A 20,417-nucleotide genomic window follows, 5' to 3' on the forward strand; every position below is an offset into this window, starting at 1 on the left:
TATATATGAACGATTCAAAGAAAAATAATAAAACAAACATGCCTAAGTTTAAGTTTAACTTTTATTGGGTGTACGGTGCCATTTTTTTGTTACTGATAGGGTTTCAGTTTTTTAACTCTAGCAACTTAACATCTAAAGAGATTACAAAAAATAAGTTTTTTGAAGTCTTAAACACCAATGATGTTTCAAAAATAGTTATCGTAAACAAAGGAGTTGCTCAAGTTTACTTAAATGACGACGCCTATAAAAAAGACAGTTACAAAGACTTAACAAAGTCTGCCTTTTTTAACAAAAACTCACCTGCTTACGAATATAATTTTGGAGATCTTCAAAATTTTGAAAAGCAGTTAGCAGAAGCGAAACTAGCCTCAGATTTAACTTTTGATATTAAAAACATAGAACAAACCAGCTTGCTGGATCAGTTTTTTGCCTTTTTACCTTTTATTTTACTAATCGCTATCTGGTTGTTCTTTATGCGAAGAATGTCTGGCGGTGGTGCTGGAGCTGGTGGCGGAGGTCAAATATTTAATATTGGTAAATCAAAAGCAAAATTATTTGACAATGACACAAAAGTAAAAACTACTTTTAAAGATGTTGCTGGATTAGAAGGCGCAAAGGAAGAGGTGCAAGAAATTGTAGACTTCTTAAAAAGCCCAGAAAAATATACTTCTTTAGGAGGTAAAATCCCAAAAGGAGCATTATTGGTTGGTTCTCCAGGAACTGGTAAAACCTTATTAGCAAAAGCTGTTGCTGGTGAAGCAGGTGTGCCATTTTTCTCTTTATCAGGATCTGATTTTGTAGAGATGTTTGTTGGTGTAGGAGCTTCACGTGTAAGAGATTTGTTTAAACAAGCTGCACAAAAATCTCCATCAATTATTTTTATTGATGAGATTGATGCAATTGGTAGAGCCCGTGGTAAAAACAGTATGACTGGAGGAAACGACGAGCGTGAAAACACCCTTAACCAACTTCTAACAGAGATGGACGGTTTTGGAACAGACACCAACGTAATCGTATTGGCTGCAACCAACAGAGCTGATGTTTTAGACAAAGCATTGATGAGAGCTGGTCGTTTTGATAGACAAATCTTTGTAGATCTTCCAGACATTAATGAGCGTCAAGCAATATTTGAAGTACACATCAAATCGTTAAAGTTAGGAGATGATGTTAATATAGAATTTTTAGCTCAACAAACTCCTGGTTTTTCTGGAGCAGATATTGCAAACATGTGTAATGAAGCTGCTTTAATTGCTGCTAGAAAGAATAAAAAATCAATAGAGCATCAAGACTTCTTAGATGCAGTTGATAGAATCGTAGGAGGACTAGAAAAGAAAAACAAGGTAATTACTCCAAAGGAGAAAAAAACCATCGCCTATCACGAGGCTGGTCATGCAACTGTTAGCTGGATGTTAGAACACGCTGCTCCTTTAGTAAAAGTAACCATCGTACCGAGAGGACAATCTTTAGGTGCTGCTTGGTATTTGCCTGCAGAGCGAATGATCGTCCAGACTGAGCAAATGTTGGATGAAATGTGTGCTACTTTAGGAGGAAGAGCTGCTGAGAAAATCATTTTCAATAAAATTTCAACTGGAGCTTTGAGTGATCTAGAAAAAGTAACCAAACAAGCAAGAGCTATGGTTACCGTGTATGGTCTAAATGAGGAAGTTGGTAATATTACCTATTACGATTCATCTGGAAACGATGCTTTTGTAAAACCTTATAGTGAAGAAACGGCTAGTAAAATAGATAAAGAAATCTCAAAAATGATCGAAGCTCAATACATTAGAGCCATCGAATTACTAGAGAATAATAAAGAAAAATTAACGACATTAGCAGAGTTATTACTCGAAAAAGAAGTTATTTTTAAAGATGATTTGGAGAAGATTTTTGGTAAAAGACCTTTTATCGAAGAAGCTCCCGTTAAGAAAGAAATAAAAATTGCTACTGAAGATTCAGAAAAAAAAGAAGATTAATCTTATTTTAGCAATATGAGTTTTTTTAAAAAAGTATTTAACCTATCTTCAGAAAAACCTCAAGAGAAAGAGGCTAAAAAGCAAGAAGTCCACTTGTCTTTGGATGATGCTTTTGTGCACAATTTTCTTGAAAAAGGAGGAAAGTTTTTATACTGCACAAAAAAGGAAGAGATCCTTATACACTTAAAAAACATCATTTCTGAAAACCAGTGGGATGAATTGATCTGCACCAACCCAGAGTTGATTGCTTTATCAAAATCTGTAGCTATTAAGACCAACGGAAACTTAAAACAAGATGCTCCATTTTTCACAACTTGTGAGCATCTAATTGCAGACAATGGCGACATCTTATTCTCGTCAAATCAGCTACAAAGTGAGAGAATAGCAAGCCTTTCTGACCATTTCATTGTCTATGCAACCACCAGTCAATTGGTTAAAAACACAGGAGAAGGACTAACAGGTATCAAGACAAACTGCAAAAAGAACATTCCTACGAACATTAGTTCTGTAAAAAATTACACTCTGAATAAAAACGAGGATAATTTCTTAAATTACGGCAACAATAGCTCAAAAGACTTATATTTGCTCTTGTATGAAGATTTATAAAATGAGCACCCTAACCACTCGAATTCTTTCTGGATTAGTCTATGTCGCTCTTTTTTTAGGAGCACTATTATTTTCAGAAATCACATTTATAAGCTTAATTATTTTCTTTGGTATTTTAGCAATCTATGAGTTTAACAAATTAATTTTGTTTAAAAGCATCATCCCTTATTTGCTATACTTAGCCTTGGTTGGTTTTTCTTTATACATGCCAAATAACAACATCGTTGTACCTGTATTAGCACTTACTTTAGTTGCCTCAATACAACTTATATATCGCCTGTATTCAAAAACTCAATTGCAATCATCTGAGTATTTAGAAAAACTAGATATTTCTATACGATATATCGTTTTTTCTTTTTGTTTTTTAATGCTACTCCCTTATGAGAATGGCGTTTACAACCCTTATATTTTAATCAATATTTTATTGTTAATTTGGGTGAATGACAGCTTTGCATTTTTAGTTGGTAAAAACATTGGAAAACACAAATTATTCGAAAGTGTATCGCCTAAAAAAACCATAGAAGGATTCTTAGGTGGTTTGTTTTTTGCTGTAGTAGCAGGAATCATCATCTCATACAATACAAACTTTTTTGACACTTTAGATTGGATTATTGTCGCTTTAATCACATCGGTTACTGGGACTATTGGTGATCTTGTAGAGTCTAAGTTTAAAAGGCAAGCAAATGTCAAAGACAGTGGAAGCATCATGCCTGGGCATGGTGGTATCTTAGATCGATTGGATAGCTTAATTTTTGCCATTCCATTTTTGTTTTTGTATTTGCATTATATTATTTAATAGAAAATCAGTTATGTTTCATAAAGAAGGATTTAAAATTATTACCATAGCTGCTATCGTAGTTGTTCTTGGTATTTTAGGGGCAGATAAATTTGTCGATATTGATTGGCTAGTGAAAGTAATCCAAATTACATTCTTAGTTTTCTTTATCTTAATACTTCAATTTTTTAGAAACCCTAAAAGAACTACGTTGATTAATGATGAGCATATCATTGCTCCCGTTGATGGAAAGGTTGTCGTGATTGAAGAAGTTGAAGAACCAGAATACTTTAAAGACAAACGCATACAGGTGTCTATTTTTATGTCACCCTTAAACGTACACGTTACAAGATACGCGCTTAGCGGACTTGTTAAGTACAGTAAATACCATCCTGGTAAATATTTGGTTGCATGGCACCCAAAAGCTTCAACAGAGAATGAACGCACAACTATTGTAGTAGAAAACACTGTTTTTGGAGAAGTTCTATACAGGCAGATTGCTGGAGCGATGGCCAAACGAATTGTTAATTATGCAGAAGTAGGCCAAAAAGTTACCCAAGGAACTGATGCTGGTTTTATAAAATTTGGCTCAAGAGTAGATTTATATTTACCTTTAGGAACCAAAATTAACGTAAAAATTGGCGATTCTGTTAAAGGCGGAGAGCAAATTGTCGCTAGCAAATAGTATCCTTATATGAGAAATGATTTAGACATTCAATTTAAAGAAGCCTATATCCAAGCATCTCGCGTATCTCAAGAAGAATTAGCGCCAGACGTAATGTTAAAACTATATGCTTTATATAAGCAAGCCACTTTAGGAGACAATCCCTTTAAAAACAATGAAACCGATGTAAGAAGCGGTTTTAAACTAAATGCCTGGATTCAACTAAGAGGGATGACAACCACTATGGCAAAAAAAGAGTACATAGAATTAGTGAACACTTTATAACACCCTTAATTATGAGAAAATTAATTTTATTTGCACTGTGTATTAGTGCAAGCACACTATTTGTATCGTGCAAATCAGAAACAAAAAAAGAACCAATACAATCAAAAGAAAAAGCAGCAGCATTTTCTTTAAAAACTGCTAAAAACACCATCGGTTGGACAGCTTATAAGACCACTGAAAAAATTGGTGTAAAAGGTGAGTTTAAAAAAGTAAATATCACTAAAAATGGAGACGGAAACTCAATTAAAGAAGCCATTGAAGCTGCAGAATTTTCGATACCAGTAAGCAGTATTTTTACCAACTTATCAGACAGAGATTTTAAACTTAGAAAATTCTTTTTTGGAGCCATGGACAATACCAGTCTTTTATCTGGAACCTTGCATTTAGACGATGACAAAAAAGGACATGCAATGATTACCATGAACGGCACTACAGAAAGATTGGACTTTGATTACAGCATTAGCGGTAAAACTTTTCAGTTAGATGCAATTATGGATCTTAACAAATGGAATGCTCAAAAGGCCATAGAAGCTATTAACGAAGCTTGTAAAGAACTACATAAAGGAAGTGATGGAATCACTAAAACTTGGTCAGAAGTAGCCATTAATATTAGCTCTTCATTTTAAATGACAATTAAAGGATAAAAAAAAGCTTCACTGACGTGAAGCTTTTTTTTTATGAAAGTATTTTTGAAATCAACTCTTGTTTGCCTTTTTCATCATCCCCATACAACCATTGCAATACATTGTCTTCCCAGATAGCATCACACTCATCTTGATTTAACAGACCGCGTTCTTTAGCCAAATCTAAAATCTTACCAGGATACGAAGATTGAATTTCACTCTCCATTTCTCCTAAAGGATATGGATCATCCAAGCCCATTAAGACCTGCTTTGACCCCTGATTATCAAGTAATAAACCCAATGATCCTGTATCGTGTACCAACGTATCAAAAAAGATGTTTTTATGTCCTACTGCTTTTCTAGGGTGGGTTTTTCCTTCAAAGAGATCTGGTCTTCCGTCAAAACCTTGAATTCTTCTACCTAAGTTAATTTGAGCAAGTTGTCCACCATGCGCAAAACAAACTCGCATTCCAGGAAACTTATCTTGATAACCATTTAAGGTTAAAAAATGATAGGCATCAGCACATTGCGCCAACATCCAAATCAAGTGAAAACGCCATGAGGTATTTTCTAATTTTATAAATTTTTCTCCATCATAAGGATGAATTTCTACCGCCAAATTATACTTGCTTGCCAGCTCAAAAATAGGTTCATTTTCTTCATCAAAAATACAACGCCAAGTTCCGATTGTATCCATATAGTGTGTTGGTAAACACAGCAAGCGCATTCCTAACTCTTCTACACAGCGTTCAATTTCCCAGCAAGCTCCTCTTACAAAACCAGGATGCACAACAAATCCACAGGTAAACTTAGAAGGATTCTCATGTTGAATCCGCGCATTAAAATCATTCTGAAAACGCAATGCCTGTTTCATTTCTTCAACACGAAGTCCATTACCATACAACTGAGACAGGTTTAATACCACAGCGTGATCAATTTTAAAACGCTCCATCCACTCTAGTTTTTCATCTAAAAAAAAGCTAGAGTCTGTTACGGGTCTACTCCAATCTTTTTGAAGCATAAATTTTCGATCTTCATCCACCCAAAAGATTTCCTTGTCTTTCATAAACTGTGGAATCTCTTCTGGATACGGCAATAAATGCGAATGTCCGTTAATACGTAGTTTTCTTTTTTTCATGAGTTATTTTTTGCTAAAGTTCGTTTTTTTCTGCGTTTATTAAAGCTATTAAAGACAGTAATTTTTCTTGCACCATCGTAAAGTTTTTAAACAATATAAAATGACTTCCACCTTCAATCGTTACTGTTTCTAACATCTTTTTTGGCATTTTTGATTTTAAATATGCCTGATTCTCAAAAGGAACAATCCAATCATCTGTTCCGTGATAATAGGTTATTGGCGTTTTTGTTTGTTGCCATAATGGATCAAGTCGTTGCAATTCTTCGACATGCATCCTTTTTTCGGCTTCTGCAACTACAAATGCTTTAGGCACCATCCATTTTGTTAGTCTCCAGTGAGCAAAGTTCCCTAACCAAAAATGCTTTTCAGCTTCTGGTGAAACCGCAGGAGCAACCATGATAGTGTGATAATACTTATTTCTGATTCCAATTTCACCCACAATAGTTCCTCCAAAAGACCATCCTACTAAAATTGTTGTTTTCTTATCAAACAAATCTGTTAGTTTTTCTATACTCTTTGCTTGTTTAGAAACAAGCACCTCTGCTTTTCCAAAACTAGAAAACCCATAACCCAACCTGTCAATAGCTATTAAATTGGCTTGTTCTCTTAACACCGTGTCTTGTAAATAACTATTAAAATCACTTAATGAACCTGGTGCTCCATGAACAAAAAGAATTGTAGGTTTTTCTTCATCAAATACATCACTTATCAAATACCGCAAAGTATTTCCTTCAAATGCAATCGTTTTAACAATTGGAGTCATTCCATTTTTCTCAAAGTCTTTGACAATTGACTTAGTACTAGTTCTCATTGTTAAACAAGAATTCATCAAAACAAAAATCCCAACAAAGGATACAGCAAACACCAATTTTAAACATTTTCTTTTCTTATTCGTAAAACGCATAAAACTTGTTGTCTTTAAGGAAGTTATTTAATCTTCTTTGGTGCATCCATTACTGTTCCGCAATTAGAACAGGTACATTTCTCCTTATCAGAATAGTAAGCATCAAAAATAATAGGCATATCTGTCTCTATATTGTCTAAGGCAAACTCTTCTCTATACAATTGGTTTGAACAATTTTCACAATACCACTCTAATGCATCTAACATGCCTTCGGCTCTTGGATATTCTATAACCAATCCTACAGTATCTGCCTTTCTTTGAGGTGAATGCGGCACCTTAGCTGGCAACAGGTAAATATCACCCTCATTAATTTCGACATCTTGTGATTTGCCATCAACAATGATTTTTAAGATCATATCGCCTTCTACCTGATAAAAGAATTCAGGAGTTTCATTGTAGTGGTAATCCTTTCTAGCATTAGGGCCTCCAACAACCATTACAATATACTCGCCGTTATCCCACACACATTTATTCCCAACAGGTGGTTTTAACAAATGACGATGTTCATCAATCCATTTTTTAAAATTCAAAGGTTGTACTAGTGTACTCATAGTCGTATTATTTTTTTGGCGTTCCCTAAAGGTCGGGCTTTTCGCTGTATCTTTTTCGCTGTTCTATTATAAATTTACATCAATTTATAAAAATACTCAAACAGCGATAAAAGGATGCCGCTACTATCCCTAACGCAAGATTCAAATTAATTTACAAACTTTTTGTTCTTCCGCCATCTACAGGCACATTAATTCCGTTGATAAAACTTGCCTTTTCGCTGGCCAAAAACACCACGGCATTTGCCACCTCTTCTGGCTTAGCAAAGCGCTTTGCCGGTGCTGCATTTTTCATCGTTTCTGCAACCTCATCAAAAGATTTACCTGTCTTGTTGGCTTTGTTCTTTATAATTTCATTCAATCGCTCAGTCCCTGTGGCACCTGGCAATATATTGTTTACTGTAATCCCAAACTCACCTACTTCATTAGCCAATGTTTTAGACCAGCTTGCAACAGCGCCTCGAATGGTATTGGAAACACCCAAACCATCTAAAGGTTGCTTTACAGAGGTAGAAATAATGTTTACAATCCGACCAAAACCCTGAGTCTTCATAAAAGGGACCAGAGCCTGAACCAACACATGATTACACTTTAAATGCTGAGTAAAAGCACTTTCAAAAGCATCAAGTGTAGCTGTAAAAATAGGGCCTCCCGCCGGGCCTCCTGTATTATTAACTAAGATATGAAAATCCAAACTCGAGTTTTCGAGCATTTCTTTTAAAGCTGTTGGATTAGAAAAATCAGCCACTAAATAGCCATGACACTGTTGTCCATTGTTTGGCAACTCTTTAAGCACTGCTTTTAACTTTTCTTCATTTCTTGCCAACAGTGTCACATTAGCGCCTTCTGCTGCCAACCCCATTGCTGATGCTTTACCGATACCCTGTGTGCTACCGCATACCAAGGCATTTTTATTTTGTATTTCTAAGTTCATTCTTTTAATTTAAAACTATTTAATATTTTATCCCCAGCTCCAATATACTCATCATAGGTAGTTAATAAGGTCGTCAAAGAAAGCACATATGCTTTTTCATCTTTCATAAAAAAGTACTGTTTAAACTTTAGCTCTTGACCTCCCATCTCTCCACTCCAAACCATCATATATTTTGAGCCAATTGCTTCACTCTTAATGAGTTTTGAATTCTTAACCATGGTTTTAATTTGGTTTTCAGAAAGATCAATATAAGATTTCATAGTCATATTCAATCCTTTTAAATCTTGCATAACCAGATTAATATTCTCTGCAAAAAAATCATCCTGCTCTGCCTTAGAAAACAAAAGAAATAATGTATTCATTTTTCCTGAGACATCTAAGGTCCAATCCGTTTCATATTCAATGGTATACGCAGCTGTTTCCAGAACTTCTTTTTTAGTTTGACCCTTAACAGTTGCTGTTAAAAAAACCACCATTATTACCAAACTTATTCTTTTCAAATCCATGCTTTAATTTTTACTATTATTCATTTACTCGTACTTGATACATATATTTTTGGGTTCTGTAAAAAAGCGCAGCGCTTCAAAACCGCCTTCTCTTCCAACTCCGCTTGCTTTTTGCCCTCCAAAAGGTGTTCTCAGATCGCGCAACATCCAAGTGTTTACCCAGACAATCCCTGTTTGTAATTGTTTTGAAAATTGCATGGTTCTATTTAAGTTGTTGGTCCAAACTGTTGCAGACAAACCATACTTTACTTCATTGGCCAAGGCCAAGGCTTCTGCATCTGTTTTAAAAGGCATAATAGTCACAACAGGCCCAAAGACTTCTTCTTGATTGATTCTACAGAGATTGTCTTGAACTTCAATCACTGTTGGCTGTAAATAATAGCCATTTTCATAACCCGGTACGGTTACTTCTAATCCGCCATACAACACCTTAGCGCCTTCCTCTTCTGCAATTGTTATATAGCTTTTTACTTTTTCTAAATGTGCTTTAGAAACCAAAGCTCCTACTTGGGTAGCAGCATCCGATGGATGTCCTACCTGTAATTGTCGTACTTTTTGTACAAAATCTTTTTTAAACTTTTCATAAATAGTTTCTTCTACAAAAATGCGACTGCCACACAAACAAATCTGACCTTGATTGGCAAATGAAGACCGTACCGTTGTCGCTAACATGGTCTCGTAATCACAGTCTGCAAAAATTAAGTTTGGGTTTTTTCCGCCTAACTCTAAAGACAACTTTTTAAACATAGGTGCTGCTACACTTGCAATATGAGCTCCGGTTTCCGTTCCTCCTGTAAATGAGATTGCCTTAATATTTGGATGCGATACAATGGCCTGCCCAGTAGTACTACCCAAACCGTGTACAATATTTAGCACACCTTTTGGCAAACCTGCTTCTGTACAAATTTCACCCAACAAATAGGCCGTCATTGGGGTTACCTCACTCGGTTTTGCAACGATACAGTTTCCTGCTGCAATAGCAGGAGCAATCTTCCATGAAAACAAATACAAAGGCAGGTTCCACGGCGAAATACACCCAACAACACCAATGGGATGACGCAGGGTAAAATTAACGGCATTTAAACCAACACTCTCATGAGCTTCTGATCCAAACTGGGTAATGGCATTGGCAAAAAACTGAAAATTAGCAGCGGCTCTAGGAATGTCGACTTCTTTGGCCAAAGAAACGGGTTTCCCATTGTCTTTAGACTCTGCCTCTGCCAGTAGTTGGATTTTATCCTTAATTAACGCTGCTATTTTAGCCAAGATTTTACTTCGAGTGGCTAAACTTGTGTTTGACCAACTTGGAAAAGCACTTTGTGCTGCTTGGTAGGCCAGTTCTACATCTGCTTGTTGCGAGTTCGGAATTTGCCCATAGATTTCTCCATTTGACGGATTGTAATTGTCTAACCAAGTAGCAGCTATTGGATTTACAAATTCACCTTTTATATAGTTTTGGATTTTCATTTTAGCTTAAGAATTTAATCATTATTCTTTTTAATTTCTTTTTCTAATAAATCATTAATTATTTCTAAAGTATTTAATGCACCTGAATACAAAACAGATATATCTTCTATATACATAATTCTGGTAACAACAAGATTTTCAAACTCTTGACTATCTAAAATCTTTTTATTATCATCTTTATATACTTTAGATTTACTTAGCCCACTATAACCTATACTATTAAATAGATTTCTAATATTAAAATGTTTGTTTATAAATGGTTTTAACTCACTTTTTAAATCTTCATTTACAATTTTTTCTCTTTCAATAACATCATCATTAAGTTTAATAAAAGTATATATCGATTTTCTTAAAGTATCTGATTTTATAAGTGATAAATTTTCGTTTAATCTAGCTTCATTTAAAGTAATCATGTCTAAATTTAAATGAAAATCTGTACCTGTGAAAAGAATTAATGAATCTAACCTTAACAAGCTTAGTTTATTATTTTTACTACCCAGTATCTCTAAATTCCTTTTTGCCCCCTTAAATTGATAATCTACTTCATACAAATAAGCATCAACTTTTTTAATATTTTTTTCTATCTGTAATTTGAATTTTGGATAAAAATTATTGACCCGTTCTTGTAACTTCCTATTTTCATTCCAATTGCTTACACTTAATGCAATTAGAATACCAATAACAACTAAAACAATTTCTCCTATTGCATATTTAAAATACTTAGAAATTTTGTTTTCCATAAGCAGATTTTGACGGGTTTTTCTAAATAATTTAATCATCTAACTTTTTATAAGCAGTTACTTTAATCTCTACAACCAAATCTGGATGTGGCAATTGATGTACAGCTACGGTTGTTCTTGTTGGTCCAGATTCTTTCTCAAAAAATTCTGCATAAGCTTTATTATAACCTGCAAAATCATTCATGTTTACCAAAAAGGTAGACACATCAACTACATCTTTTAAAGTGGCCCCGACAGTCTGTAAATTTTTATCAATATTTTGCAATACTTCACGGGTTTGGGTTTCAATATTTAAATGTTTGGTTCCCATTTCATCAATAATATCGACTCCAGCAATGCTATTGTCTGGTCGCCTAGAACTTGTTCCAGATACAAAAATAAAATCTCCCACAACTTTTACATGTGGATATGCGCCTCTTGGTGTAACCTTTTTTTCTTCCATCTGTGTATTTTTTTATCATTCCTGTTGATACAGGTATCAATTTTAAATTATTGTTCAAAGTGCTGTTTCAAATGTAAAATGATACTTGTGTATCTAACTAAAACTTATCTATCTGATACAGTTCAATCATTTTCTTTTCTATATAGCTTTTAGGAACTTGTTGCACTAAAAAATTCCGTAACTTTTTTCCATATTTCCAATGTGCCATCCTACCTGTATTCCAAGATTGCTGCACAATCATATGTACTTTTTTTTGACGTTTTTCCTGAAACAATGCAAACACATCCTCTGGAACTTCTCGCTCAATCAGATTGCTCAAATAATATGCATCTTCTATCGCCTGTGCTCCTCCTTGTCCCATATTGGGTGTAGTGGCATGCCCGGCATCCCCCAACAAGCAAACTTTATTCTGATGCCATTTTTTCATGGGTTTTAAATCATAGATATCATTTTTTAAAATGCTTTCTATCGGTGTTGCCTTAATTAACTGCGCAATTACCGGGTGAAAACTTACAAACATGGCTTGCAATTTCTCTTTGACCTTAGGCGTATTATCTTGACTGTTCTGCGCTTCTTTTGCAACCGCAAACCAATATACCTTATCTTTTGCAATTCTCGAAATCCCAAATCGGATTTGATTTCCCCAAAGCTCATACCCTCTGTGATCATAGTCCTTATCAAGTCTAAGTTCTGCAACGCCTCTCCAGCAGGTTTGCCCAGAATACCGGGTAGTACTCTCTGGAAAAAGCTGCTTTCTAACTGGCGAATGTATTCCATCGGCACCAATTAAATAATCTGTTTCTACCCTGCTGCCATCTTCAAAAAACACAGCTATTTTACCAGAATCCAATTCTTTGTACTCCTTAAAACTTTTACCCAATGTTATTTTTTCTGAAGGAATTTTATCAAACAACACTTTTTGAAGATTTGCTCTGTGAATCGCCACAGTGGTATAGCCAAACTTTTTTAAGATGTTATCTTGTAAACTATCTGAAATGGGAGATAAATCTGGTTTCCCTATGGTAATTCTATCTATACAATTTCCATTTGATTGGATTTCTTCTAAAATATCCAAGGATTCTAATACCTGCAATGCATTTGGAGCCAACCAAATACCTGCTCCTACTTCATTTAACTCAGGTGCTCTTTCAAACAAATGGTAATCAATACCTTTTTTTTCAAAAGCCAATGCCGTTGTTAGGCCTCCTATCCCTGCACCTATAATTGCATACCTCATGAGCCCTTGTTGTTCTTTGCCATTTCTAGCAAGGTGATACTCGTTCTATAATTACGAGAAGTTGCATGAACTTCTAATTGTTTTTCAAACAAATTGTTTGTCAATTTTGTGCTTCCCATTCCAGATGGACAGTAGATATACACCACATCTTCTATGATGGTATACACATCATCTTTTGTTCCTTTTACTTCAATAGTTTGTTTTTTAGGAAGCTCACTTAAAAAAGCAAATGCTAAAATTTTATGATTAGCTATAGGGTATGGATTATTTGCGATGGCATTCTCCCACTCATCAAGAGTTCTCGCCATTACAGGAACCTCATATCCAAACCTAGACAAAATTTCTTCTTTTATTTTACTACAAAGCACTGCTTTAGTAATATCTGTATCCAGTACAATATTTCCGCTCTGTATATAAGTTTGCACTTTTTGAAAACCAAGGTCATTTAAGAGTTCACGCAGGGCTGCCATCGGAAGTTTGTTTTTCCCAGAAACATTAATCCCTCTTAATAAAACAATGTATGTTTTCATCTATTCCTTTTTTTACTGCTTCAAACCTCTACTAAAAATTTTACAAGCCAGCGATTTTATCCTCATTTAAAATCTCATTGGTCTCTTGCTGTATCTTATCTAAGACTATTTTCAATTCTTCCTTTGTCATTTCTAAGGAAGTAGAAACAGCCTCATCTGCAATTAAATTTAACAAAGCCTTGTCTTGAGCTCTTCCAATTTTCATTGCCTGCTCATAACCAATTTCTTCATTAAACGTAACCATTGAGTATTTAGAAAAATAATCGCTTGGGAAGGTTTTCTCCAAATCCATTTCTATTTTTCGCTTCTGCTTAAACAATGGATTTGCAACATGATCTTTCATCTCATGAAAATTATCAATAGCCAAATCTGCGATGGCATCCGTATCTTGTTTTCTCAACTTTTCAAAGGCTTTAAAAACAGCTTCCCAACTTTCTAAACCTCCATCTAAGATTTCATCAAAAACAGTAACATCTTCAAAAGAAGCATTCATACCTTGTCCGTAAAACGGAACAATTGCATGAGCTGCATCTCCCATTAAAAGGGTGTTGTTTTGATAGCTCCACGGCGAACATTTTACAGTCCCTAAGGCACCTGTTGGATTGTTAAAAAACTCATCTTTTATATTTGGAATCAAGGCCAATGCGTCTGGAAACTCCTTTTCAAAAAAACGGGTAATGGTTTCTTTTGATGTTAAATTATTAAAGTTATACTCCCCATCATCATAACTTAGAAAGAGCGTCACTGTAAAACTCCCATCAAGATTTGGCAAAGCAATTAACATATAATCACCACGAGGCCAAATATGCAAATGGTCTTTACTAATTTGATGAGCTCCATTTGCAGCTGCTGGAATCTCCAATTCTTTATACCCGTGACTTAGATAGTTTTGTGAATAGCTAAACAAAAATTTACGATCTAAATAATAACTTTTACGCAAAACAGAACCTGCGCCATCAGTCCCAAAAATAACATCTGCATTTACAGTAAACTCTTGTTTACTTGTATAATCTTCAAAAGTAGCTACCGTATTTTCTATATCGATATCAACACACTTCTTGTTAAAATAAATGCTTACGTTTTGATGTTTCTCCGCTTCGGTTAATAATATCCCGTTTAGATCACCTCGAGAAATGGAGTTGATATACTCTCCTTCTCTACCGGAGTAATTAGATGCAAAAGTAGCTCCCTGTTTATCGTGCATTAAACGCCCGTACATAGGAATGCATATTGCTTTTGCCTGCTCTTCTACTCCAGCCAAACGCAAGGCTTTAAAACCTCTGTCAGACAAAGCTAAGTTAATAGAGCGCCCAGCAGAAATATCTGTTATACGCAGATCGGGTCTGCTTTCATAAACAGCAACTTTATAGCCCCTTTGAGCTAAACGTAATGCTAGCAAACTCCCACACAATCCTGCGCCAATAATTAGTATATTTTGTTCTTTATTCATCTTTTTTTGCTGTTACTCCAAGACTGTGCTCGGAAGCTCATAATACTTTATTTAATCTCACTCAAACAACTCCTTTAAGCTACTCAAGGCAACCTCTTTAGAGTAGTGATTGTAGAACAGTCACCATTTTATAGATATCTTCAAATCTGTTATACAAGGGTACTGGTGCACAGCGAATCACATCAGGCTCTCTCCAATCGGTAATGATGTTGTTTTGGGTAAGCTTTTGATGCAAACTCTTGTCTGCATTTTTAACTTGTATAGACAATTGACAACCGCGCTCTTTTGGGTTTGTTGGAGTGATAATTTTAATATCATCAGAGTTCATCTCATTGATTAAAAACTCAAAATAGCCTGTTAGTTTTTCTGATTTGTTTCGCAAGGCTTCCATTCCTACCTCTTCAAACATATCTAAAGATGCTTTAATGGCTGCCATAGACAATATTGGAGGATTGGACAATTGCCATCCTTCTGCTCCTGGCATCACATCAAAGGGTTGACGCATATTAAAACGCGTCTCTTTGTTATGGTTCCACCAGCCAGAAAACCGAGGTAAATCTTTTTTATAAGCGTGTTTTTCATGCACAAACAATCCTCCCAAACTCCCTGGCCCTGCATTCAGATATTTATATGAACACCAGGCGGCAAAATCAACTCCGCTATCGTGTAATTCTGGCGAAACATTCCCTGCGCCATGCGCTAAATCAATCCCAACCATGCAATCTTTGGCTTGACCTATTGCTGCAATTTTTTTAAGGTCTAAATACTGACCTGTATAATAGTTAACACCACCAATCAGCAGCAAAGCAATCTCATCACCTTGCTCAGAAACGATGGTCTCTAGATCTTCTATATTTAACAAGACCTCGCCATCTCTTGGTTTCCATTCAATCAAGCCATCGGCAGGATCAAATCCATGAAACTGCAACTGAGACTGCACCGCATATCTATCTGATGGAAAGGCATCTGATTCTATAACTATTTTATATTTCTTTTTTGTCGGTTGATAAAATGACACCATCAACAAATGCAAGTTGGTGGTTAAGGTATTCATCACAACAACCTCAAGAGGCTTGGCTCCAACTATCTTTGCCATAGACTCCGTTAAAAGCTCGTGATATGGCATCCATGGATTCTTTGCCTCAAAATGCCCTTCTACTCCGAAATTAGCCCAATCATCAAGCTCTTGCTGAATGTATTTTTGGGTGGCCTTTGGTTGCAAACCCAATGAGTTTCCTGTAAAATATAGCCAATCTTGCCCATTTGCATCCTTTGGAATATGAAATTTAGCTCTGTAAGTTGCTAAAGGGTCTTCTTTATCTAATTGCCTTGCATAGGCTAAGGTGTTCTGAAAATTCATGTAGTAGTTGCTTATCCCCAAATATAAGATAATCCCAGAAATCAACTTGGATATTTTGTTGATTTTGTACTTTAGCAAAAAAGTATCTTTGATGAAATCAGTAAACTATTTTCTTTTATTCAGTCTCTTTTTAAGCATCGCTTGCACAACCAACACTAAAAACCTTGATGAATTAAAAAAGATCAGCGCGAATGTTAAGCAAGAATTTGCACCAGACAGTCGCGTGGCAATTTTTAACATCCAAATGGACTGGCAAAATAACAGTCTTCATTTAGAAGGAGAAAGTACCCAAAGAAAAGCTGTCGAAGCCCTTGCGGACTCTCTAAATAAATTGGGAATTTCATATAAAAATACGGTGCGAATTTTACCAGACTCTGCTGTAAATAAAAACGTGTATGCCGTGGGTAGAAACTCAGTCATCAACATCCGTTCTGCCGCAAAGCATTCTGCAGAACTAGGCACACAGGGCCTGTTGGGGATGTCTATTAAAGTGCTTGACAAAAAAGGTGATTTCTATCGCATTCAAACTCCAGACAACTATATTTCTTGGGTTGATAAAGGTGGGATTCAATTAATGGACGCCAAGCAATTTTCTGATTGGGAAGCTGCTCCCAAGATTCTTTTTTCTGCTACCAACGGTTATGCATATAGCGCACCAACAGAAAAAGCTCAAATTGTTTCAGACCTTGTTTTTGGCAACTTATTAAAACTCATTGAACAAAGCAGAAGCTATTATAAAGTTGCCTATCCAGATGGCAGAATTGGCTATGTAAAAAAAGAGGATGCCGTTTTATATAACGACTGGAAACAACATCTAAGTGCAAACGGTGATGAAATTGAAAAAGCAAGTAGAACCATGCTAGGAGTTCCGTATTTATGGGGCGGTACCTCTACCAAAGGCATGGACTGTAGTGGCTTTACAAAAATGGTGTATTTAATGAATGGTTTTGTGATCCCAAGAGATGCTTCACAGCAAATAAATGCAGGAAAGAAAGTTGATGAAAACTTAGCCTTTGAGGGCTTAGAAAAAGGTGATTTACTGTTTTTTGGAACCCCAGCAACCAAAGAAAAAAAACAGCGTGTAACTCATGTCGGTATTTGGTTAGGCAATGATAAAGGCGAGTTTATCCACGCATCAGGTAACGTACATCTAAGTTCTATTAATGAAGATCAACCCAATTACGATGCCTTTAACAAAGGTCGTTACCTAGGCAGCAAGCGTTATTTGGGTGTTAAAGACCCTTTATTGATGGAACTAACAGAAACAACAACACTCAAAGACTAATACAGCACTCGAAACTTTATTGTTCCTTCAATTTCTTTTAACTTTTTAATTACTTTAGGATTGTACTGCTTATTTAAGTCCGTAATTACATACCCAACCTTTGAATCTGTTGAGAGGTACTGTCCTGTAATATTCATATCATATTTGGCTAAAACCTTGTTGATTTTTGCCATGACACCTGGCACATTTTGATGGATGTGTAAAAATCGATGTGATTTCTCTTGTTTCGGCAGTCGAATATTAGGGAAATTTACAGCGTCTACCGTATTTCCAGAATTGATATAGGCCATTATTTTATTGGGTACAAAATCAGCGATGTCTTTTTGAGCTTCTTCTGTACTCCCACCAACATGCGGTGTTAAAATCACATTCTCTAAACCCTTTAAATCAGTAGTGAAAGCCCCATTTTTAGCAGGCTCCTCTGGATATACATCCACTGCAGCTCCAGCTAGCTTCCCAGAAACCAATGCCGCTTTTAAAGCTTTAATATCCACAACAAAACCTCTAGACAAATTAACTAAAATGGCTCCATCCTTCATTTGAGCAATTTCATCAGCGCCTATATAATTTTTATTTGCAGCATTGTCATCAACATGCAAGGTAATAACATCAGAGATGGCTAGTAGATCAGAAAGCTTTTCAATCTTAGTTGCATTTCCGAGTGCCAACTTATCTTCTACATCATAATAATAGACATCCAGCCCCAGAGCTTCTGCCAATACAGACAATTGCTTACCAATATTACCATAGCCGACAATTCCCAGCTTTTTCCCACGAACCTCACGTGATCCAGCTGCAGTCTTATTCCAAACTCCTTTATGCAACTCAGTACTTCTTTGAAAGACACTACGCATTAGCATAATAATTTCTCCAATAGCCAATTCAACAACAGAACGAGTATTGCTATAAGGTGCGTTAAAAACTACTACTCCATTTTCTTTACAGGCTTCTAAATCTATTTGTTTGGTTCCGATACAAAAAGCACCAACAACCATTAATTTATCAGCAGCATCCAGTACTCTTTTTGTAACCTGCGTTTTAGAGCGGATTCCCAACACATGAACATCCTTCATTTTTTTTATAAGCTCATCTTCAGACAAACTAGTTGACACCGTCTCTACAGTAAACCCGTCTTTTGACAGTTTTTCAAAAGCATCTGGATGCACATTCTCTAAAAGTAAAATATGAATACGATTCTTTGGATACGAAATGGTTCTTGGCAATTTATTTACATACAAAAACTCATCCATATTAGGCACCACATGATCTGCATTCTCAGTTGTTTTTGTTCTTGAAACGTTTTCTGTATAGGCAAAAAATTTATCAGCAACCCCTGCTTCTTTGGTAACATAATCACTGTATCCATCACCGATAACTTGTACCTCTCCTTCTAAATTCAAATTTTTTAAACAGGCAATTTTCCCGTTGTGAGTAGAAAGGACATTCTCTTGATCAAAGCCCACAATACTATCATTTTCATCAAACTCAAACGTATTTGCAAACACCCGTTCAGAAGGAATGTTATATTGCGCAACGATTGGATCTATAAATTCTTTAAACCCACATGAAATAACATAAATATCCTCTGAAAAGTCCTCAAAAAAAGATTTATTCCTAGCAATTGAATGAGACACCTTATCTTTTAACTGAACAATCAGCGTTTGTAAATCAGCTTTGTTGGCTTGTAATAACTTGATCCTTCTCTCTAAAGACTCTGTAAAAGAAATTTCTCCATCGATCCCTAAATTTGTAATTGAAATAATTTCTTCAATGATTTCATCTTTTTTAGGATTGTTTACCAAGGTAATTTCTGCCAAAACATCTAGGGCTTCTACTCGAGTTAAGGTGCTGTCAAAGTCAAATACGTAGCTTCTTTTTAAAGGACTCATAAATATGCGTATATAGTTTAAGAATACCTTACAAAGCTACAAAGTAAAATGGTTTTCTAAAGCTTAACTGCTGGCATTTTTATTTTTTTACGGACTCTTAAATTTCAGCCATCAAAATTAGAAAATCCTTAATAAAAGGCGGGATATTTTACACAAACAAAAGCGCCAAGAACCAAAAAATAGGCAAAGCCTCTACCCAAAAAGAACTATAGTAGGTCGATTGCCCTTTTTGAGCTCTCATTAAAAAAAACAAGAGCAATACTAAAAACCCTAAAAACACCATTTTATTTTGTTGATCTGTACTCACAACAAACTCAATACAAGCAGCAATTGCTAACAATACAAAGCCTAACTTTTTGGTTTTTTCTACACCAATTTTTTGAGGAATGGTTTGTAAAGAAATAGCATCGTATTTTAAATCTCTAATATCAAAAGGCAAAATTAAAATCATCACAATTAAAAAGCGTTGAAACGCATACATGAGAATCACAAAATCTACAATCGAATTATTTAAGATCACAGGCAGTATCACAGTACTAACAGCCCAAACCAGAGCAACTATGACTATTTTCAAATAAGAAATACTTCTTAAGCTTTTCTGAAAACCACTTAAAAAAGGAATTGCATACAACAGGGTTAACAAACCTAGAGGTAATAAATACCAAAACAGCATACATGGCAGCTTAAATGCAAAATAGCACATGGCTAAAAAACTACCAAATGAAAAGACTTGAATAATTTTAAGGTTGGTGGTTAGACTTCTGTGGTGAAATTTTGCGATTCCAAAGTATTTTACAAAGTTATATCCTGTAATGGTTGAGAAAAAAACAAAGTAATTTAAGTTTTCAGCCTCTGGAATCTGTAAATAAATTTCAGAAATCTTCAAGAAAGCACAAACTGCCAAAGCAACATGAATGCTTGCATTAAGATAAAAACGAAACAACTGATTTAGAAACTTCATCGCACAAAAATACGCTATCTGTTTATAAGTAATGCTTTTGGTTAACAATTAATCTGCTTTTTCTGTTTTTTTTAAGTTTAAAATACTGCTTTTTTGACTA

21 protein-coding genes are annotated in these 20,417 nt (G+C 35.3%); 7 read left to right on the plus strand and 14 right to left on the minus strand.

Annotated elements, in window-relative coordinates:
- Positions 1-5 precede the first annotated feature (5 nt).
- From ftsH to WHC90_RS05185, 6 genes are read left to right on the plus strand one after another with little or no spacing between them, the layout of a single operon-like run.
- Positions 6-1,973: an ATP-dependent zinc metalloprotease FtsH gene (gene ftsH / locus WHC90_RS05160; protein WP_188597423.1), complete on the plus strand. Its 1,968-nt coding sequence runs from the start codon at positions 6-8 to the stop codon at positions 1,971-1,973.
- Positions 1,974-1,988: 15 nt separating this feature from the next.
- Positions 1,989-2,579: an LUD domain-containing protein gene (locus WHC90_RS05165; protein ID WP_188597424.1), complete on the plus strand. Its 591-nt coding sequence runs from the start codon at positions 1,989-1,991 to the stop codon at positions 2,577-2,579.
- A complete protein-coding gene (locus WHC90_RS05170) occupies positions 2,566-3,375 on the plus strand; it encodes a phosphatidate cytidylyltransferase (protein ID WP_229664865.1) in 810 nt (269 codons plus the stop codon). Before WHC90_RS05165 ends, WHC90_RS05170 begins: the two co-directional genes overlap by 14 nt.
- A gap of 13 nt (positions 3,376-3,388) precedes the next feature.
- Positions 3,389-4,039, plus strand: coding sequence for a phosphatidylserine decarboxylase family protein (locus WHC90_RS05175; protein ID WP_188597426.1), 651 nt, complete (start codon positions 3,389-3,391; stop codon positions 4,037-4,039).
- Positions 4,040-4,048: 9 nt separating this feature from the next.
- Positions 4,049-4,303 carry an acyl-CoA-binding protein gene (locus WHC90_RS05180; RefSeq protein ID WP_188597427.1) on the plus strand — a complete coding sequence of 85 codons (255 nt, stop codon included), beginning with the start codon at positions 4,049-4,051 and terminating at the stop codon, positions 4,301-4,303.
- Positions 4,304-4,314: 11 nt separating this feature from the next.
- On the plus strand, positions 4,315-4,929 hold the full coding sequence (locus WHC90_RS05185; RefSeq protein WP_188597428.1) for a YceI family protein: 615 nt from the start codon (positions 4,315-4,317) through the stop codon (positions 4,927-4,929).
- A 49-nt stretch (positions 4,930-4,978) separates the two neighbouring features.
- Here WHC90_RS05185 and WHC90_RS05190 read toward each other — a convergent pair whose 3' ends face one another.
- The 12 genes from WHC90_RS05190 to kynU form a co-directional block, all read right to left on the minus strand.
- Positions 4,979-6,064: an amidohydrolase family protein gene (locus tag WHC90_RS05190; RefSeq protein ID WP_188597429.1), complete on the minus strand. Its 1,086-nt coding sequence runs from the start codon at positions 6,062-6,064 to the stop codon at positions 4,979-4,981.
- 13 nt (positions 6,065-6,077) lie between these two features.
- Positions 6,078-6,875: an alpha/beta fold hydrolase gene (locus tag WHC90_RS05195; protein ID WP_188597430.1), complete on the minus strand. Its 798-nt coding sequence runs from the start codon at positions 6,873-6,875 to the stop codon at positions 6,078-6,080.
- A 116-nt stretch (positions 6,876-6,991) separates the two neighbouring features.
- Complete coding sequence (locus WHC90_RS05200) at positions 6,992-7,519, minus strand: 3-hydroxyanthranilate 3,4-dioxygenase (protein WP_188597431.1); 528 nt, start codon at positions 7,517-7,519, stop codon at positions 6,992-6,994.
- 151 nt (positions 7,520-7,670) lie between these two features.
- The gene (locus tag WHC90_RS05205) at positions 7,671-8,450 is read right to left on the minus strand and encodes an SDR family oxidoreductase (RefSeq protein WP_188597432.1); all 780 of its coding nucleotides are present in this window, start codon (positions 8,448-8,450) and stop codon (positions 7,671-7,673) included.
- Positions 8,447-8,956 carry a hypothetical protein gene (locus WHC90_RS05210; RefSeq protein ID WP_188597433.1) on the minus strand — a complete coding sequence of 170 codons (510 nt, stop codon included), beginning with the start codon at positions 8,954-8,956 and terminating at the stop codon, positions 8,447-8,449. The genes WHC90_RS05205 and WHC90_RS05210 overlap by 4 nt, the downstream gene beginning before the upstream one ends.
- A 24-nt stretch (positions 8,957-8,980) precedes the next feature.
- Positions 8,981-10,423, minus strand: coding sequence for an aldehyde dehydrogenase (locus WHC90_RS05215; RefSeq protein WP_188597434.1), 1,443 nt, complete (start codon positions 10,421-10,423; stop codon positions 8,981-8,983).
- A gap of 14 nt (positions 10,424-10,437) precedes the next feature.
- A complete protein-coding gene (locus WHC90_RS05220) occupies positions 10,438-11,202 on the minus strand; it encodes a DUF6090 family protein (protein WP_188597435.1) in 765 nt (254 codons plus the stop codon).
- Complete coding sequence (locus tag WHC90_RS05225; RefSeq protein WP_188597436.1) at positions 11,195-11,605, minus strand: RidA family protein; 411 nt, start codon at positions 11,603-11,605, stop codon at positions 11,195-11,197. Before WHC90_RS05225 ends, WHC90_RS05220 begins: the two co-directional genes overlap by 8 nt.
- A gap of 97 nt (positions 11,606-11,702) precedes the next feature.
- Complete coding sequence (locus WHC90_RS05230) at positions 11,703-12,842, minus strand: FAD-dependent monooxygenase (protein ID WP_188597437.1); 1,140 nt, start codon at positions 12,840-12,842, stop codon at positions 11,703-11,705.
- Entirely contained in the window at positions 12,839-13,372 is a 534-nt protein-coding gene (locus tag WHC90_RS05235) for a DUF1697 domain-containing protein (protein WP_188597438.1), read from the minus strand. Before WHC90_RS05235 ends, WHC90_RS05230 begins: the two co-directional genes overlap by 4 nt.
- A 40-nt stretch (positions 13,373-13,412) precedes the next feature.
- Positions 13,413-14,822 carry an FAD-dependent oxidoreductase gene (locus tag WHC90_RS05240; protein WP_188597439.1) on the minus strand — a complete coding sequence of 470 codons (1,410 nt, stop codon included), beginning with the start codon at positions 14,820-14,822 and terminating at the stop codon, positions 13,413-13,415.
- Positions 14,823-14,919: 97 nt separating this feature from the next.
- The gene (gene kynU, locus WHC90_RS05245) at positions 14,920-16,182 is read right to left on the minus strand and encodes a kynureninase (protein WP_188597440.1); all 1,263 of its coding nucleotides are present in this window, start codon (positions 16,180-16,182) and stop codon (positions 14,920-14,922) included.
- A gap of 91 nt (positions 16,183-16,273) precedes the next feature.
- On the opposite strand from kynU, the gene WHC90_RS05250 reads away from it, so the two are divergent.
- Positions 16,274-17,467 (plus strand): C40 family peptidase, encoded by a 1,194-nt coding sequence (locus WHC90_RS05250; protein WP_188597441.1) that lies wholly within the window; start codon positions 16,274-16,276, stop codon positions 17,465-17,467.
- On the opposite strand, the gene serA is transcribed toward WHC90_RS05250, so the two are convergent.
- Positions 17,464-19,356 carry a phosphoglycerate dehydrogenase gene (gene serA, locus WHC90_RS05255; protein ID WP_188597442.1) on the minus strand — a complete coding sequence of 631 codons (1,893 nt, stop codon included), beginning with the start codon at positions 19,354-19,356 and terminating at the stop codon, positions 17,464-17,466. The genes WHC90_RS05250 and serA overlap by 4 nt on opposite strands.
- Before the next feature lie 148 nt (positions 19,357-19,504).
- Positions 19,505-20,317: a hypothetical protein gene (locus WHC90_RS05260; RefSeq protein ID WP_188597443.1), complete on the minus strand. Its 813-nt coding sequence runs from the start codon at positions 20,315-20,317 to the stop codon at positions 19,505-19,507.
- Positions 20,318-20,417: the final 100 nt, after the last annotated feature.

The sequence above is a fragment of the Polaribacter pacificus genome (genome assembly GCF_038024035.1).
GTDB classification, from domain to species: Bacteria; Bacteroidota; Bacteroidia; order Flavobacteriales; family Flavobacteriaceae; genus Polaribacter; species Polaribacter pacificus.